Below are 14,691 nucleotides of genomic sequence, written 5' to 3'. Positions count from 1 at the left end.
GTGTCCGATGTCTTCGGTCAGAGGGTGCTCTGGATCGAAACGCTCAGGTTGGAATGGTTCGTTCAGTTGTTGCAGGAATAGTTGCAGCTTTGACGTTGTCGAGCTACCTGAGCCCATAGAACCGCGTCCCCTAGCTAAGACTGATACGCAGGAAACTGGCGCGTTAGGTACTGGTCCAAGAGGTAGGCCATGCGCCGTTGGCCCGGTTGCCGGTTGGACCTATGGCAACGAACGTCGCTTGAACCGTCCGCATGATGAGGACTTCAGTGTGACCGGCGTCAGCGATGCGTCGGCCGGTGGGCTCAAGCTGGGATTAGGGTATGACGCGGTTGGAGCGCTTACCCAGCTGCGTGTCGGTGCATCCGGAAGCGTGCTCGCGAACTACGGCTACGACGTAATGGGACGCCTGCTGCAGGCATCGGATGCTGCGGGGTGCCGGCGCATATACCAGCGGGATTATGATGCTGGGGTGGGGCGGTATGTGCAGAGTGATCCGATTGGGTTGATGGGTGGGAGCGGGACTTTTCTCTACAGCCTCGGTCGCCCGCTGGACCGAGTGGATTATGATGGGCTGGAAACGGTAGTAATAAAGTCAGGATCTGTTGAAGGTAATCCTTTCGGGCATATCGCGATTGCTACGACGGGTCATGGGGTATACAGCTATGGAACAAAGCATCCATATGGCAGTAGTACCGTCGACTATATTGGTTCCCAGCTCACGGAAAGGTTCGTGGAGGTTGTCCGGTTGAAGACCTCGCCCACGCAGGAAGCAGCTATCAGGAATTCGATGGAAGCTAGCCGCAGGCAACCTTACTCAGTCACATCAAATAACTGCGCCACGGCCGTGCAAGGTGCATTATCTTCCGCTGGCGTGGTTGGAGATCACGGCCACTTGCTGCCTGGGCAGGTCTACACTGACGCTCTTCTGAGTCCATCGAGAGTTGATTCTGATGTCATGATGAAGGGTGCGCCGGTCCCCGTAAAATATTCAAATTTCTGAGAGTTGGTGTAATGAGGCCTGTGATTGCATGTATTGCGTTGGCGCTTGCGGCTGTTGTGGTTTCTATTTATCTCCTTTCAAATAGCGGGATCAAGGAGAAGTCTATCTATGCAGATCTTCAGTTCGCTGAGGCCGATGGGCTTCGGTCCGCAGGAGAGGTGGTGGATAGAAGTCGCAACGGACATCAACTGGCCGGTATTGAGACGCGCGCTGGCGGCAGAGTATGGGTGTACCTTGGCGGAGTCGATAGGAGCGGGGGCATCTATTCAGTGCCCGGAATGGAGCAGGTTGGGGTGGAATGCAGGCTCGTCGAACGGCTGATAGCCAGTCGATCGGTATTTCCGGCCGTTTCTTCTGCGCTGAGAAAAACATGCATCAAATGATTGCGCGCGTGACGTCTTTGCCGCTTGATCTTGATGCGCACAACGCGCGGAATCGGCGAGATTCCATGGAACTGCCACTGGCTGCGGGAACAGACAATGAAGTCCATCCTGAGATCGCTGTTCTCACGTCGAAACGCCTTGTCTGACCTGGAGCAACTGATCCTCGACGAAGCGAAAACCTGTATGAGCCCGGAAACGGCCGTGCTGTGGCAGCGCCAAGTGGACGGTATCAACGACGTCCAGCGCGCGGTGGGAGGCGGTACCGTGGCACTGCGCCGCACGGTACGGGGCCGGCCGGCAGTCGATGACGCCATCGCGTTTCCGAACAGGGAGCCGGTCCTTGAAGTGGCAACAGTGGTGTTGGTGGTCGACGGCGGATTTGCGCCGATGAAGGCGCTGGTCAGCAGCTCTGGCGGGTTTCTTTCCTGCATCAGCTACGAAGGCAATGCCGCCTGGCTGGAGCAGTTGTCGCGAATGAAGCAGGCGTTTGATGTGCGCCTTGAGGCGCAGTTGATGACCGATCCGGGAGTGGGGTGAGGGAACCCGGTTTGCCGCTTCGCTCGCCGAGCGTGGCTCGGCGCTACCCCCACCCCCAAGCGCGCGCTACCATCGGCGCATCACTCGTTGGCGGGGAAGCGCATGGCCGTAGCGTTGCTGGGAGTAAAGGAAACTGCACCAGGAGAGCGCCGTGTGGCGCTCACCCCGGAAACCGCGAAGAAACTGGCCGCGCGCGGTGCCACGGTCTGGTTCGAGGCCGGTGCGGGCACATCGGCGGGCTTCCCCGATCAGGCCTATCTGGATACCGGCGCACTGCTGGTCGATGACAGCCGCTGGGCGGATATCGATGCGCTGCTCTGCGTGCAGTCACCCGATCCGGCGCGGCTGGCACGGTTGAAGCCCGGTGCCAGCGTGGTGGGGCTGCTGCAGCCGGCGCGCGATGCAGGGCTGGCTGCACTGGCCACGCAGCCGGGGCTGCAGCTGTTTCCGCTGCAACTGCTGCCGCGTACCACCCGCGCGCAATCGATGGATGTACTGAGTTCCCAGGCCGGCATGGCCGGTTACAAGGCCACACTGATCGCCGCCCAACGGGCGCCGCGCTTCTTCCCGATGCTGACCACCGCTGCCGGTACGGTGCGGCCGGCCAAGGTGCTTGTGGTGGGTGCCGGCGTGGCCGGTCTGCAGGCTATTGCCACGGCACGGCGGCTCGGCGCGCAGGTGGAAGGTTTCGATGTGCGACCGGAAACCCGTGAGCAGATCCAGTCGCTGGGCGCGCGCTTCCTTGACCTGGGGGTGAGTGCGGCCGGCGAGGGCGGCTATGCGCGTGCGCTGACCGATGAAGAGCGCGCGCTGCAGCAGCAGCGGCTGGCCGACCATCTGCGCGGCGTGGACGTGGTGATCTGCACGGCGGCAGTGCCGGGGCGGACTGCGCCGGTGATCCTGAGCCAGGCGATGGTGGAAGGCATGGCGCCGGGCAGCGTGATCGTCGACCTTGCGGCGGAGAGCGGTGGCAACTGTGCGGTGACCGTGCCGGGCGACTGCATCGAGCACGCCGGGGTGGTGGTGGATGGCCCGCTGAACCTGGCCAGCCTGGGCGCGGCGCAGGCCAGCGAGATGTATGCGCGCAACGTGTTGAACTTCGTCAGCCTGTTCGTGCAGGACGGGGAAGTGCGGTTTGACTGGGACGATGAGTTGTTGGCCAAAACGCGCTGGATGGCGGGTGGCTGAGCGGTAGTGACGGCCGCTGGCCGTCAAGTAGGGAGTGCGTGGTTGACGGCCAGCGGCCGTCACTACCGGAGCAACAGCGTGACGACCAACGGTCGTCACCTACCGAAGCAGCAGCAGGACGGCCAGCGGCCGTCACTACCGGGAGCAACAGCGTGACGACCAACGGTCGTCACCTACCGAAACAGCAACAGGACGGCCAGCGGCCGTCCCTACCGGTCAATCGCGGTTGCGCGGGGGTGGGGGATTGTCGCGCACCCACTGCCGGCGCTGGTCGTTGGTCATCGTGCCCCAGCGTGCGCGCAGTTCATTGCGCTGTTCCGGGCTCATGCCGCGCATCTTGCCGAACAGTGCGCGGGCCTGTTCGCGCTGCTCCGGACTCATGCCATCGAAACGGCGCATGCCTTTACGCGCCTGGTCGCGCTGCTCCGGTGTCATCGATTGCCAGCGCTGGCCGTGCTGCAGCATGCGCTGGCGTTGCGCAGGTGGGGCACTGTTCCAGCGGTCGCGCAGCGGCGCGACCAGTGCATCGCGCTGGGCCGGACTCAACTGTTCCCACGCCGGCGGCGCGGCATCCTGCGCGAGTGCCGCCGGCGCGAATGCCGCGCCACCAGCGCTCAGCAACACCAGCAGCACAGGCAGCAGGCGGGAAGGGAGATAGGCGTTCATCAGGTCACTCCATCGCCAGGTCGGTGCTGGCCAGCCACAGGTAAAGATCGGGGTTTTCATCCAGTGCGGTGCCATCGCTTTCCAGCGCGGCCACCATCGGCGCCACCGCAGGCACCGACGAAGGCGGCGAGCGCAGCTGCAGGCTGAGGCCGATGCCCAGCGCCGCTACCCCTGCGAAGGCGGTGGCCATCCACCACGCCGGGCGCCGCGGTGATGCTGCCGTGGCATGCCGCGCGCTGCGCAGGCGCGCCAAGGTGGCGGGCGACAGCGCCTGCACGGCCTGCTGGTGCAGGGCCTGCAGCTGGTCGTCGGGGGGCAGGGTGCGGCTCACGTCGGATTCTCCATCAGGGTTCTCAGCGCGTCGCGGGCACGCGCCAGGTGGGTCTTTACCGCGCCTTCGCTGCAGCCCATGGCGCGTGCGGTGGTGGCGCCGTCCAGGTCCTGCAGCACGCGCAGGGTGAAGGCTTCGCGCTGTCGCGGCGGCAGCGCGCGCAGCGCCTGCACCAGCGCATCGTACTGTTCGCGCTCGGCATGGACCTCGGCCGGGCCCGGGCCGTCATCGGCCCAGTCCACCGGCTCACCGTCGCTGTCCACGTTGTCGCGCCAGAACGGCAGGCGGAAGCGGCGACGGCGCTGCAGGTCGATCACCCGCCGGCGCAGGATGCTCCAGAACAGCGGCGGCCACTCGGCGGCCGGCTTGTCCCGGTAGTCCAGCATCCGGATCAGGCTGTCCTGCACTGCGTCCAGTGCATCTTCGCGATGGCGCAGGCCGGCCTCGGCGAAGCGGAACGCACGCGGTCCCACCCCGGCCAGGAACTGGTCCAGCGATGCGGGCGGTGCGTCGGCGGTCGGGGCCAGGGGGCTGCTCACCAGCACAGGGTACGGATCCTTCGTCGGGCTCACCATGGACAACGCGTGCAGGCAGCCGGCGTTGACAGCACAGCGCGCACGGTTCAGCGCGTGGTTATGATGGGGCCTACATCCAGAGCGGGAGTCGTGCCGGTGAGTGACGGATTCGTGGCGCTGTACATCTTCATGCTGGCGGCCATCGCCGGCCATGTGATCATCTCGCGGGTGCCGGTGATCCTGCATACCCCGCTGATGTCCGGTTCGAACTTCATCCACGGCATCGTGCTGATCGGCGCGATGGTAGTGCTGGGCCACGCGCAGACGCCGCTGGAAAAGATCCTCGGGTTCATCGCGGTGGTGCTGGGCGCGGGCAATGCCGCCGGCGGCTACGTGGTCACCGCGCGCATGCTGGAAATGTTCAAGCCCAGCATCAAGCCGGCGCCCACCGATGCCGCCAAGGAGCCGCAGCCTTGAACGTCAGCACGCCTGAACTGCTGGATTGGCTGGTCAAGACCAGTTACCTCGTCGCTGCCACGCTGTTCCTGCTCGGCCTGCAGCGCATGGCCTCCCCACTCACCGCCCGCAGCGGCATCCGCTGGGCCGGCCTCGGCATGCTGGTGGCCACCGTGGCCACTTTCTTCCTGCCCGAACTGCACAACATCCCGCTGATCCTGGTCGCGCTGGCGTTGGGCGGCGGGTTGGCGTGGTGGTCGGCCGGCAAGGTCGCCATCACCGACATGCCGCAGATGGTGGCGCTGTACAACGGCATGGGCGGTGGTTCGGCCGCGGCCATCGGTGCGGTGGAACTGCTGCGCTGGTCCGCGCTGGCCAACCGCGATACCAGTCATTGGAGCGCGCAGGCACTGGCCGACCTGGCCGCACGCCAGCCCTCGGCGATGGTGCTGACGCTGGCAGTGACCGGTGCGGCCATCGGCGCGGTGTCGCTGTCCGGTTCGGTAATCGCCTGGGCCAAGCTGGACGGCCGCCTGGACCGGCGCATCACCTGGCCGGGGCAGCAGGCGCTGAACATGATCGTCGCGGTGGCTGTGGTGGTGCTGGGCATCATCGCCGCCAGCAGCTTGGCGCCGTGGGCGATCATCGCCTTCTTCGTGCTGGCGCTCGCGCTGGGCGTGCTGATGACCCTGCCGATCGGCGGGGCGGACATGCCGGTGGTGATCTCGCTGTACAACGCGTTCACCGGCCTGGCGGTGTCCTTCGAAGGCTATGTGCTGGGCAACGAGGCGCTGATCATCGCCGGCATGATGGTCGGTGCGGCCGGCATCCTGCTGACCCGGCTGATGGCCAAGGCGATGAACCGGCCGATCAGCAACGTGCTGTTCTCCAACTTCGGCGGCGGTGCAGGCGGCGAGGCGCAGGAAATCACCGGCGCGCAGAAGCCGATCGATGCCTCCGACGTGGCGGCGATGATGGCCTTCGCCGAACGCGTGGTGATCGTGCCGGGCTACGGCATGGCCGTGGCGCAGGCGCAGCACAAGATCTGGGAGCTGGCGCAGCGGCTGATCGCGCGCGGGGTGAAGGTGAAGTTCGCCATCCATCCGGTGGCCGGTCGCATGCCCGGGCACATGAACGTGCTGCTGGCCGAAGCGGGGGTGCCGTACGACCTGATCGCCGACATGGACGACATCAATCCCGAGTTCCCCAGCACCGACGTGGTGCTGGTGATCGGGGCCAACGACGTGGTCAATCCGGTGGCCCGCACCGATCCGGCCAGCGTGATCTACGGCATGCCGATCCTGGACGTGGTGAATGCGCGCAACGTGGTGGTGATCAAGCGCGGGCGCGGGACCGGCTTTGCGGGGATTGAAAACGCGCTGTTCTATGCGGACAACACCCGCATGCTGTACGGCGATGGAGCGGCCGCGGCGGGTTCGCTGGTGAGTGAACTGAAAGGGCTGGATGGGGGGCACTGAAGCCCCCCGCAACGGCATGACGGCCAGCGGCCGTCACTACCGGGGCAACAGCGGCATGACGGCCAGCGGCCGTCACTACCGGGAGCAGCAGCGTGACGACCAACGGTCGTCACCGACCGGACAACGGTCGTCACCCACCGGAGCCATCGGGTTCGCGTCAGACGCGCTTCTGCCAGCCCAGCCAGATGGCGAACACCAGCGCCACCGGCAGCCACAGCCAGTCGGCGGTGACGTTGGCCAACCCCACCAGCGTCCACGCCAGGTGCGGGCCCATGCGCAGCGCGGACTCCCAGGGCGTCAGCCCCATCGACCCGCCCAGCCAGGCGCTGGCGATGCTCCACCAGGCCAGCGCGGTCACCAGCAGCGTACCGCCGGCGACCAGCAGCGCGCGCAGCACGCCGCCGCGCAGGGTGCCCAGGCGCAGCATGAACAGCAGTTCCAGCGCCACCACGATCGCCATCCAGCCCAGCTGGCGGCCGGTCATCAATGCGAAGAACACCCAGGCCAGCAGGGCCGTGCCGGCGCCGATCAGGTACATCACGGGCCAGAGCCAGGACACGGTCCTGGTGCGTACAGCAGGAGAGGGCATGCGGATTTCCCTTTGGATGCCAACAGGATACTGGGTTTGCCGCAGTGCACGGGCGGGCGCCGGGCCGCTGGGCTAAAATGTCGCCTTGCGCGGCGCGTCCGCAGCCCCCAGATCGAGCCTCATGTACTCCCGTAGCAGTGAACCAGTCCACTTCGAGCGCGACTGCGAGGCCGTCATGGTCCCGCAGGGCGAAACGGTGACCCTGCCCGCCGGCAGCTATGGCTACATCACCCAGGCGCTGGGTGGCAGCTATACGGTGTTCGTCGAAGGCAACCTGTTCCGCATCGCGGGGCGGGACGGCGATGCCATCGGCAAGGAGGCCCCGGCGCCGCTGGAGCTGGCCGACGACGCCAGTGACGAGCAGGTCGAACAGCTGGTGTGGCAGCAGCTGCGCACCTGCTTCGACCCGGAGATCCCATTCAACATCGTCGATCTGGGCCTGGTCTATGAAGTGGACCTCAAGCACCTGGACGACGGCCGCCGCGAGGTGGACGTCAAGATGACCCTGACCGCCCCTGGCTGCGGGATGGGCGACATCCTGGTCGATGACGTGCGCAGCAAGCTGGAAATCATCCCCACCGTGGCCCAGGCCGACGTGGAACTGGTGTTCGACCCACCGTGGGGCCGCCACATGATGTCCGAGTCGGCGCGGCTGGAAACCGGCATGCTCTGACCCGACCGTACGCCGCCCGCGTGGTGGAATCCCGGTAACAACCGCAACCAGAACAGGAAACATCCGGTGTCCCAGTCCAACATCAGCTTCGACGTCACCCGCTCGGCCCATCCGCGCAGCGCCGATGAGCGCGCCGCCATCCTGGAAAAGCCGGGCTTCGGCCTGCACTTCACCGACCACATGGTGGAAGTGCGCTGGGACAAGGACACCGGCTGGCACAACGCCAACGTGCGCCCCTACGGTCCGCTGCTGCTGGATCCGGCCGCCGCGGTGCTGCATTACGGCCAGGAAATCTTCGAGGGCATCAAGGCCTACCGCCACGCCGACGGGTCGGTGTGGACCTTCCGCCCGGATGCCAACGGCCGTCGCCTGCAGCGTTCGGCGCAGCGCCTGGCGCTGCCGGAACTGCCGGTGGACATCTTCGTTGAATCGTTGAAGCAGCTGGTCGCGCTGGACAAGGACTGGGTGCCGTCGGCCGACGAATCCAGCCTGTACTTCCGTCCGTTCATGATCGGCGATGAAGCCTTCCTCGGCGTGCGCGGCGCGCACAAGGCCGGTTACTACGTGATCGCCAGCCCGGCCGGCCCTTACTTCGCCAAGGGCGTGGCGCCGGTGTCGATCTGGCTGTCCACCGAATACGCGCGCGCGGCCAAGGGCGGCACCGGTGCGGCCAAGTGCGGCGGCAACTATGCGGCTTCGCTGCTGCCGCAGCAGAAGGCGCAGGCGCAGGGCTGCTCGCAGGTGCTGTTCCTGGACCCCACCGAAGGCAAGTACCTGGAAGAGCTGGGCGGCATGAACGTCTTCCTGGTCTACAAGGACGGCACGCTGGTGACCCCGCAGCTGTCGGGCAGCATCCTGGAAGGCATCACCCGCGAAAGCATCCTGCAGTTGGCCCGCGACCGTGGCATGAAGGTGGAAGAGCGCAAGGTCAGCATCGACGAATGGAAGCAGGGCGTGGCCTCCGGTGAGATCACCGAAGTGTTCGCCTGCGGTACCGCCGCGGTGGTGACCCCGATCGGCCAGCTGAAGGGCGAAGGCTTCGAAGTCGGCGACATCAACGCGCCGGCCGGTGAAGTGACCCTGTCGCTGCGCAAGGAACTAACCGACATCCAGTACGGTCGCGTGCCAGACCGTCATGGCTGGCTGGTCAAGCTGGGTTGATCGGCTGACGGTGTGCCGCCGAGCCACGCTCGGCCGAAGCCCCTGGAAAGCCCGTCCCCGTGACGGGCTTTTTAGTGCCCGGCCGATGTCGGCACAGTCATGCCAGGACAGGCCAGGGACAGCCGAAGACCGTGAAGGGTGTGTGAAAGTTCCTTCACCTTTACAAATTTTAGACACCAGAAGTCTCACTTCCGACATTTCATGTCCCTGAAGTGGGGCTGAAATGTTGTCGTCATCGGCTCGAAGCGACTAGTTTCAGTCCTGTGGACAGCGCACGGGGGACTGTCCGCCCCGGCCACCGATTCCTGCCAATGCAGCGCAGCCTGCGAATCGCGACCGGCGCCATCTGCCGAATCCGGCATCCATGCCAGAACCCAGAAAAGGAAATCCGATGTCCCAGGTTTCGCAACCGCGTTTGCGTCAGCGTGCATTGGTCGTCATGGGGGGCTCCGTGCTCACCTCGTTGCTGCTGGTGGCCCCGGCTTTCGCCGGCGATGTCCACCTCAGCGGCCTGTCGTCAGCGCCGACCCACAAGCAGTTCATCGTCAAATTCCGCGACAACAGCCCGCCGCTGGCCACCCCGTCCGCGCTGGCGAGCTCGCTCAAGACCGCTGCATCGGGCCTCTCGGCTGCGCAGGGACGCGCGCTGGGCCTGCAGCAGGTGCGCCGGCTGGCGCTGGGCCCGACCGTGGTCCGCGCCGACCAGGCCCTGGACGCTGCGCAGGCCGAACTGCTGATGCGCAAGCTCGCCGCCGACCCGAACGTGGAATACGTCGAGGTCGACCAGATCATGCGACCGACCCTGGTGCCCAACGACGCCCGCCTGGGCGAGCAGTGGGGCTTCGGCACGTCCAATGCGTCCATCAACGTGCGTCCGGCCTGGGACAAGTCGACCGGCACCGGCGTGGTGGTGGCGGTCATCGATACCGGCATCACCAGCCATCCCGACCTGAACGCCAACATCCTGCCCGGCTATGACTTCATCAGCGACGCGGCGATGGCGCGCGATGGCGGTGGCCGCGACAACAATCCCAACGATGAGGGCGACTGGTACGCAGCCAACGAATGTGGCGCGGGCTATCCGGCGTCCAACTCCAGCTGGCATGGCACCCACGTCGCCGGCACCGTCGCCGCAGTGACCAACAACAGCACCGGCGTGGCCGGCACGGCCTACAACGCCAAGGTGGTTCCGGTGCGCGTGCTCGGCAAGTGCGGCGGCTACACCTCCGACATTGCCGATGCGATCGTCTGGGCCTCCGGCGGCACCGTCAGCGGCGTGCCGGCCAATGCCAACCCGGCCGAAGTGATCAACATGTCCCTTGGCGGGGGCGGCAGCTGCTCGGCCACCTACCAGAACGCGATCAACGGCGCGGTGGGACGCGGCACCACCGTGGTGGTGGCGGCCGGCAATGAAGCCAGCAACGTCTCCACGTCGGTCCCGGCCAACTGCGCCAACGTGATCGCGGTGGCTGCAACCACCAACACCGGCGCGAAGGCCAGCTTCTCCAACTTCGGTGCCGGCATCGACATTTCCGCACCGGGCCAGGCCATCCTGTCCACCCTCAATACCGGCACCACCGTGCCGGGCTCGGCGACCTACGCGTCCTACAACGGCACCTCGATGGCAGCCCCGCACGTGGCCGGCGTGGTCGCGCTGATGCAGTCGGTGGCGCCCACCGCGCTGACCCCGGCGCAGGTGGAAACCATCATCAAGAACACCGCGCGCGCGCTGCCGGGTGCCTGCTCCGGTGGCTGCGGCGCGGGCATCGTCAACGCCGATGCGGCGGTGGTGGCTGCGCAGGGCGGTGGCGGTGGCAACCCGGATCCGGGCACCGGCACGGTGCTGCAGAACAATGTGGCGGTGAGTGGACTCGGTGCGGCATCCGGTGCGGCGCTGAGCTACACCGTCAGCGTGCCCAGCGGGGCCACCCAGCTGCGCGTGGCGATCAGCGGCGGGAGCGGGGATGCCGACCTGTACCTGCGCCAGGGCAGCGCGCCGACCGACACCACGTACACCTGCCGTCCCTACCTGAGCGGCAACAACGAGACCTGCACGATCAGCAACCCGGCTGCGGGGACCTGGCACGTGCGGATCAAGGCCTACAGCACGTTCTCCGGGGTGACCGTGCGCGCGCAGTACTGACCGAAGCCCTTCCAGTGTGTCCCTCGACGCCCCGGCCATGCCGGGGCGTCGTCGTATCGGCCTGCCCGGCGGTTGCCTGCCGTCGGGCGTTATGGCGAGTCCATCAACAGAAACTGCCTCGGTGTGGCTCCGGCATTTCCCGATGATGGGCGGCGTCGCAGGCGCGCAGCATGAGCATGCCGGTTACGCCGTGATGGTGTCGAACGCCGATCATCGCGTCGCCAGTGACAGCACCTGCTGCGGCGTTCTCGCTCTCCGCAGTGACGGGTGCCGTCCCACTGCGAGGAGTCAGCGAACATGTCCATCCATTGCCGTGTGCTTACCCGGTCCCATCCCGTTGCTGCAGCCGTTGCCTTGGTGATGGCGGGTCTCTGCGCGAGCCCGGTCGCCCGTGCCGGCAGCGTCGAGCTGCAAGGGCTCGACGGCAACGCCATGCATCAGCAGTTCATCGTCACCTACCGGCCGGGTAGTACGCCGGCATCGTCACTGGCAGGCGCGGCGCGAAGCCTGCAGCGCGCCGCCGATACACTCCCGCGCAAGGCCGGCACGGCGCTGCAGGTGCGCGCACTGCGGCGCATGGCGATCGGCAGCACGGTCGTGCGTACCAACGTCGCCCTGGATGCCGCCGAGGCCGAGCAGCTGATCCGCGCGCTGGCACTGCAGGAAGAAGTGGACGCCGTGCAGCTGGACGCGGTCCTGCGCCCTTCATGGGTTCCCGATGATCCCCGGCTGGGCGAGCAATGGGGCCTGGGCACCGGCAACGCCGCGCTGGGTGTCCGCCCCGCGTGGGACATCGCCAGCGGCAAGGGCGTGGTCGTGGCGGTCATCGACACCGGCATCACCCGCCATCCCGACCTCGACGCCAACATGCTTCCGGGCTATGACTTCATCAGCGATCCGGCAATGTCCCGCGATGGTGATGGGCGCGATGGCGATGCCGCCGACGAGGGCGATGGCTATCCGCCCGGTGCATGCAATTCCGCCGGGGGTTCGCGCTCGAGCTGGCACGGCACCCATGTTGCGGGGATCGTTGCCGCGTCCACGAACAATGGCATCGGGGTCGCCGGCACGGCGTTCAATGCCCGGATGGTGCCGGTGCGTGTGCTGGGCCGGTGTGGCGGCTTCCAGTCGGACATCGCCGATGGCATCGTCTGGGCAGCGGGCGGGCGGGTGCCGGGCGTGCCGGACAATCCCCATCCGGCGCAGGTGCTGAACCTGTCACTGGGCGGTTTTGGCAGCTGCGACAGGGCCACCCAGCAAGCGGTCGATACGGCCATCGCGCATGGCGCGTCGGTGGTCGTGGCAGCGGGCAATTCCAACGACGATGTCGCGCGTTACCGCCCGGCGAACTGCCGCGGCGTGGTGGCCGTGGCAGCCAGCAACGCCGCTGGCAACCGTGCAGCGTTCTCCAATCATGGCGCGGGCATCGCCGTCGCCGCGCCGGGCGAGAGGATCCTGTCCACGCTCAATGAGGGTCAGCAGGATCCGGCGCAGCCCAGCTACGTTGCCTACGATGGCACCTCGATGGCGGCACCGCATGTGGCCGGCGTGGTTGCGCTGATGCAATCGGTGGCGCCCAAAGCGTTGCTGCCAGGCCAGGTGGACGCTTTGCTGCGAAGCACCGCGCGGCCGTTACCCGGGACCTGTCCGGGCGGCTGCGGCGCGGGACTTGTCGATGCGGGCGTCGTAGTTGCCAGGGCAGCGGCAGGCGATACCGGTCCGGGCCCCGATCCGGGTTCGGCGGAACTGCAGAACGATGTACCAGTCCGCGGGCTGAGTGGTCGCGCCGGGAGCGAGCGCTGGTACACCTTCGACGTGCCGGCGGGCAGCAACCTGCTGGTGGCGCAGATCGGCGAAGGATCCGGCGATGTTGATCTGTACACCCGCCACGCGCTCCGGCCCACCGACACCGAATACAACTGCCATCCTCTGGGCACCGGCAACAGCAAGACCTGCGTGCGTGTCTGGCCAGGCTCTGGAACCTGGCACATACGGATCAAGGCGGTCAGCGATTACAGCGGGCTGATGGTCAAGGCCAAGGCCGAATAGCGCAACGCTCCAGCACCTACGCCTGCAGACCGGGCTGAGGAGATTTCCTCCATGCCTGCGCGATGTGCGGGAGGGTCCAGGTGGGTAAATGGCCGATATCTGCCGTAGCCGGACAAGCACACGATCGACTGGCCACAAAACCAGAGGAGTCTCCAGATGAAAATGTCCTGCCAGAAAACGTTCCTGTCACCTGCCATTGCCTGCGTGCTGATGGCGATGTGCAACGCACCGGCCCACGCCGGCGACGTAGATCTTTCCGGCCTGCTGCCGTCGGACACCCATCAGCAGTTCATCGTCCACCTGCGTGAGGGCAGTGCACTGCGCGAGAATGAAGCCGCGATGCAGGCGGCACTGGGCCGTGCCGGAAGCGGTATGCGCATGGCAACCGGCGGCATGCAGGTGCTGCGCCAGATGGCCACCGGGCCGATGGTGGTGCGCGCCGCGCAGGCGCTGGACCGTGCGCAGGCCGGTGCCTGGATGGCGGCCATGGCGAGTGATCCCGACGTGGACCATGTGCAGGTGGATCGCATCCTGAAACCGGCGCTGAATCCCGACGATCCCCGGTTGAACGAGCAGTGGGGCTTCTCCAGCAGCGCTGCATCACTCAATGTGCGACCGGCTTGGGACAAGGCCACCGGCGCCGGACAGGTGGTGGCGATCATCGACACAGGCCGTACCCGTCATCCGGAGCTGGATGCCAACACGCTTCCGGGTTACGACTTCATCAGCAGCGGCAGCATGGCCGGCGACGGCAACGGTCGGGATGACAACCCCGATGACACCGGCGACAGCCAATGGGGCCAACCGTCCAGCTGGCATGGCACCCATGTCGCCGGTACGGTAGCGGCAGCCACCAACAACAGACTCGGCGTCGCCGGCACGGCCTTCGACGCCAAACTGGTGCATGTCCGCGTCCTCGGCAAGGGCGGCGGTTACACCTCCGACATCGCCGATGGCATGGTCTGGGCTGCGGGCGGAATGGTCAATGGCGTCCCGCGCAATGCGAATCCCGCCAAGGTGCTGAACCTGTCGCTGGGCGGCCAGGGAGCCTGCGATCGCGCGTCCCAGGCTGCCGTGGACGGCGCGATCCGCAACGGTGCGACGGTGGTCGTCGCGGCGGGAAACAGCAACGCCGATGTCTCACGGTTCAGCCCGGCGAACTGCCGTGGGGTGGTGGCGGTAGCGGCCACGACCTCGCGTGGCGCACGCGCCGGCTTCTCCAACTACGGCAGGGCAATCACCCTGGCGGCGCCCGGCGAGAACATCCTTTCCACGCTCAACAGCGGCCGCACCACGCCGGGTGCGCCTGCCTATGCCGCCTACAACGGCACCTCGATGGCGGCCCCGCACGTTGCCGGCGTGGTCGCGTTGATGCAGTCGGCTGTCGATGGCCGCCTCACCCCGGCCCAGGTCACCGAGATCCTGAAACAGACCGCGCGACCGTTGCTGGTCGGTTGCCCGCAGGGCTGCGGCGCAGGCATGGCAGACGCCGATGCCGCGGTGGTCCGGTCCATCGAAGTGG

At 66.6% G+C, this 14,691-nt stretch carries 14 protein-coding genes and 1 pseudogene; 10 read left to right on the top strand and 5 right to left on the bottom strand.

Going from position 1 to position 14,691, the window contains the following annotated elements; translation table 11 throughout:
- Nucleotides 1-238: 238 nt before the first annotated feature.
- Nucleotides 239-1,000 (top strand): hypothetical protein, encoded by a 762-nt coding sequence (locus RTX79_RS14950; protein WP_312684561.1) that lies wholly within the window; start codon nucleotides 239-241, stop codon nucleotides 998-1,000.
- Nucleotides 1,001-1,262: 262 nt separating this feature from the next.
- Here RTX79_RS14950 and RTX79_RS14945 read toward each other — a convergent pair whose 3' ends face one another.
- Nucleotides 1,263-1,490 carry a hypothetical protein gene (locus RTX79_RS14945; RefSeq protein ID WP_312684560.1) on the bottom strand — a complete coding sequence of 76 codons (228 nt, stop codon included), beginning with the start codon at nucleotides 1,488-1,490 and terminating at the stop codon, nucleotides 1,263-1,265.
- On the opposite strand from RTX79_RS14945, the gene RTX79_RS14940 reads away from it, so the two are divergent.
- Together RTX79_RS14940 and RTX79_RS14935 are read left to right on the top strand one after the other, a co-directional pair.
- Nucleotides 1,480-1,920, top strand: a complete 441-nt coding sequence (locus RTX79_RS14940; protein ID WP_312684559.1) for a hypothetical protein — start codon at nucleotides 1,480-1,482, stop codon at nucleotides 1,918-1,920. The genes RTX79_RS14945 and RTX79_RS14940 overlap by 11 nt on opposite strands.
- Nucleotides 1,921-2,022: 102 nt before the next feature.
- The gene (locus RTX79_RS14935; RefSeq protein ID WP_312684558.1) at nucleotides 2,023-3,108 is read left to right on the top strand and encodes an NAD(P) transhydrogenase subunit alpha; all 1,086 of its coding nucleotides are present in this window, start codon (nucleotides 2,023-2,025) and stop codon (nucleotides 3,106-3,108) included.
- A 216-nt stretch (nucleotides 3,109-3,324) separates the two neighbouring features.
- Here RTX79_RS14935 and RTX79_RS14930 read toward each other — a convergent pair whose 3' ends face one another.
- The 3 genes from RTX79_RS14930 to RTX79_RS14920 are packed head-to-tail and all read right to left on the bottom strand — an operon-like array spanning nucleotide 3,325 to nucleotide 4,680.
- Nucleotides 3,325-3,774, bottom strand: a complete 450-nt coding sequence (locus tag RTX79_RS14930; protein WP_312684557.1) for a DUF3106 domain-containing protein — start codon at nucleotides 3,772-3,774, stop codon at nucleotides 3,325-3,327.
- A 4-nt stretch (nucleotides 3,775-3,778) separates the two neighbouring features.
- A complete protein-coding gene (locus RTX79_RS14925) occupies nucleotides 3,779-4,105 on the bottom strand; it encodes a hypothetical protein (protein WP_312684556.1) in 327 nt (108 codons plus the stop codon).
- Entirely contained in the window at nucleotides 4,102-4,680 is a 579-nt protein-coding gene (locus RTX79_RS14920; protein ID WP_312684555.1) for an RNA polymerase sigma factor, read from the bottom strand. Before RTX79_RS14920 ends, RTX79_RS14925 begins: the two co-directional genes overlap by 4 nt.
- Before the next feature lie 96 nt (nucleotides 4,681-4,776).
- Between RTX79_RS14920 and RTX79_RS14915 the strand changes: the two genes are divergently transcribed.
- Nucleotides 4,777-5,097: an NAD(P) transhydrogenase subunit alpha gene (locus tag RTX79_RS14915; protein WP_312684554.1), complete on the top strand. Its 321-nt coding sequence runs from the start codon at nucleotides 4,777-4,779 to the stop codon at nucleotides 5,095-5,097.
- Entirely contained in the window at nucleotides 5,094-6,554 is a 1,461-nt protein-coding gene (locus RTX79_RS14910) for an NAD(P)(+) transhydrogenase (Re/Si-specific) subunit beta (protein WP_312684553.1), read from the top strand. Before RTX79_RS14915 ends, RTX79_RS14910 begins: the two co-directional genes overlap by 4 nt.
- Nucleotides 6,555-6,711: 157 nt before the next feature.
- Here the strand turns inward: RTX79_RS14910 and RTX79_RS14905 are convergent, their stop codons facing one another.
- On the bottom strand, nucleotides 6,712-7,143 hold the full coding sequence (locus RTX79_RS14905) for a hypothetical protein (RefSeq protein WP_312684552.1): 432 nt from the start codon (nucleotides 7,141-7,143) through the stop codon (nucleotides 6,712-6,714).
- Between the two features lie 121 nt (nucleotides 7,144-7,264).
- Here RTX79_RS14905 and sufT point away from each other — a divergent pair, with 121 nt between their 5' ends.
- The 5 genes and pseudogenes from sufT to RTX79_RS14880 form a co-directional block, all read left to right on the top strand.
- Complete coding sequence (gene sufT, locus RTX79_RS14900; RefSeq protein WP_057508116.1) at nucleotides 7,265-7,816, top strand: putative Fe-S cluster assembly protein SufT; 552 nt, start codon at nucleotides 7,265-7,267, stop codon at nucleotides 7,814-7,816.
- 66 nt (nucleotides 7,817-7,882) lie between these two features.
- Complete coding sequence (locus RTX79_RS14895; RefSeq protein ID WP_312684551.1) at nucleotides 7,883-8,977, top strand: branched-chain amino acid aminotransferase; 1,095 nt, start codon at nucleotides 7,883-7,885, stop codon at nucleotides 8,975-8,977.
- Nucleotides 8,978-9,368: 391 nt separating this feature from the next.
- Nucleotides 9,369-11,120 (top strand): S8 family peptidase, encoded by a 1,752-nt coding sequence (locus RTX79_RS14890; RefSeq protein WP_312684550.1) that lies wholly within the window; start codon nucleotides 9,369-9,371, stop codon nucleotides 11,118-11,120.
- Nucleotides 11,121-11,417: 297 nt separating this feature from the next.
- Complete coding sequence (locus RTX79_RS14885) at nucleotides 11,418-13,169, top strand: S8 family peptidase (protein WP_312684549.1); 1,752 nt, start codon at nucleotides 11,418-11,420, stop codon at nucleotides 13,167-13,169.
- 210 nt (nucleotides 13,170-13,379) lie between these two features.
- Nucleotides 13,380-14,684: pseudogene (locus tag RTX79_RS14880) on the top strand (S8 family peptidase); the annotation flags it as partial.
- Nucleotides 14,685-14,691 lie beyond the last annotated feature (7 nt).

Origin of the sequence: Stenotrophomonas chelatiphaga (assembly GCF_032054965.1) — a bacterium.
GTDB classification, from domain to species: Bacteria; Pseudomonadota; Gammaproteobacteria; order Xanthomonadales; family Xanthomonadaceae; genus Stenotrophomonas; species Stenotrophomonas chelatiphaga.
Note: the sequence above shows the minus strand (reverse complement) of the source record. Positions and strands in the feature narration are given on the sequence as shown.

What these genes read in the sequence shown, in the direction of transcription:
- RTX79_RS14940 (WP_312684559.1), top strand. Translation starts at nt 1,480, where the DNA reads ATGAAGTCCATCCTGAGATCGCTGTTCTCACGTCGAAACGCCTTGTCT.
- RTX79_RS14945 (WP_312684560.1), bottom strand. Translation starts at nt 1,490, where the DNA reads ATGGACTTCATTGTCTGTTCCCGCAGCCAGTGGCAGTTCCATGGAATC.
- RTX79_RS14935 (WP_312684558.1), top strand. Translation starts at nt 2,023, where the DNA reads ATGGCCGTAGCGTTGCTGGGAGTAAAGGAAACTGCACCAGGAGAGCGC.
- RTX79_RS14930 (WP_312684557.1), bottom strand. Translation starts at nt 3,774, where the DNA reads ATGAACGCCTATCTCCCTTCCCGCCTGCTGCCTGTGCTGCTGGTGTTG.
- RTX79_RS14920 (WP_312684555.1), bottom strand. Translation starts at nt 4,680, where the DNA reads ATGGTGAGCCCGACGAAGGATCCGTACCCTGTGCTGGTGAGCAGCCCC.
- RTX79_RS14905 (WP_312684552.1), bottom strand. Translation starts at nt 7,143, where the DNA reads ATGCCCTCTCCTGCTGTACGCACCAGGACCGTGTCCTGGCTCTGGCCC.
- sufT (WP_057508116.1), top strand. Translation starts at nt 7,265, where the DNA reads ATGTACTCCCGTAGCAGTGAACCAGTCCACTTCGAGCGCGACTGCGAG.
- RTX79_RS14890 (WP_312684550.1), top strand. Translation starts at nt 9,369, where the DNA reads ATGTCCCAGGTTTCGCAACCGCGTTTGCGTCAGCGTGCATTGGTCGTC.
- RTX79_RS14885 (WP_312684549.1), top strand. Translation starts at nt 11,418, where the DNA reads ATGTCCATCCATTGCCGTGTGCTTACCCGGTCCCATCCCGTTGCTGCA.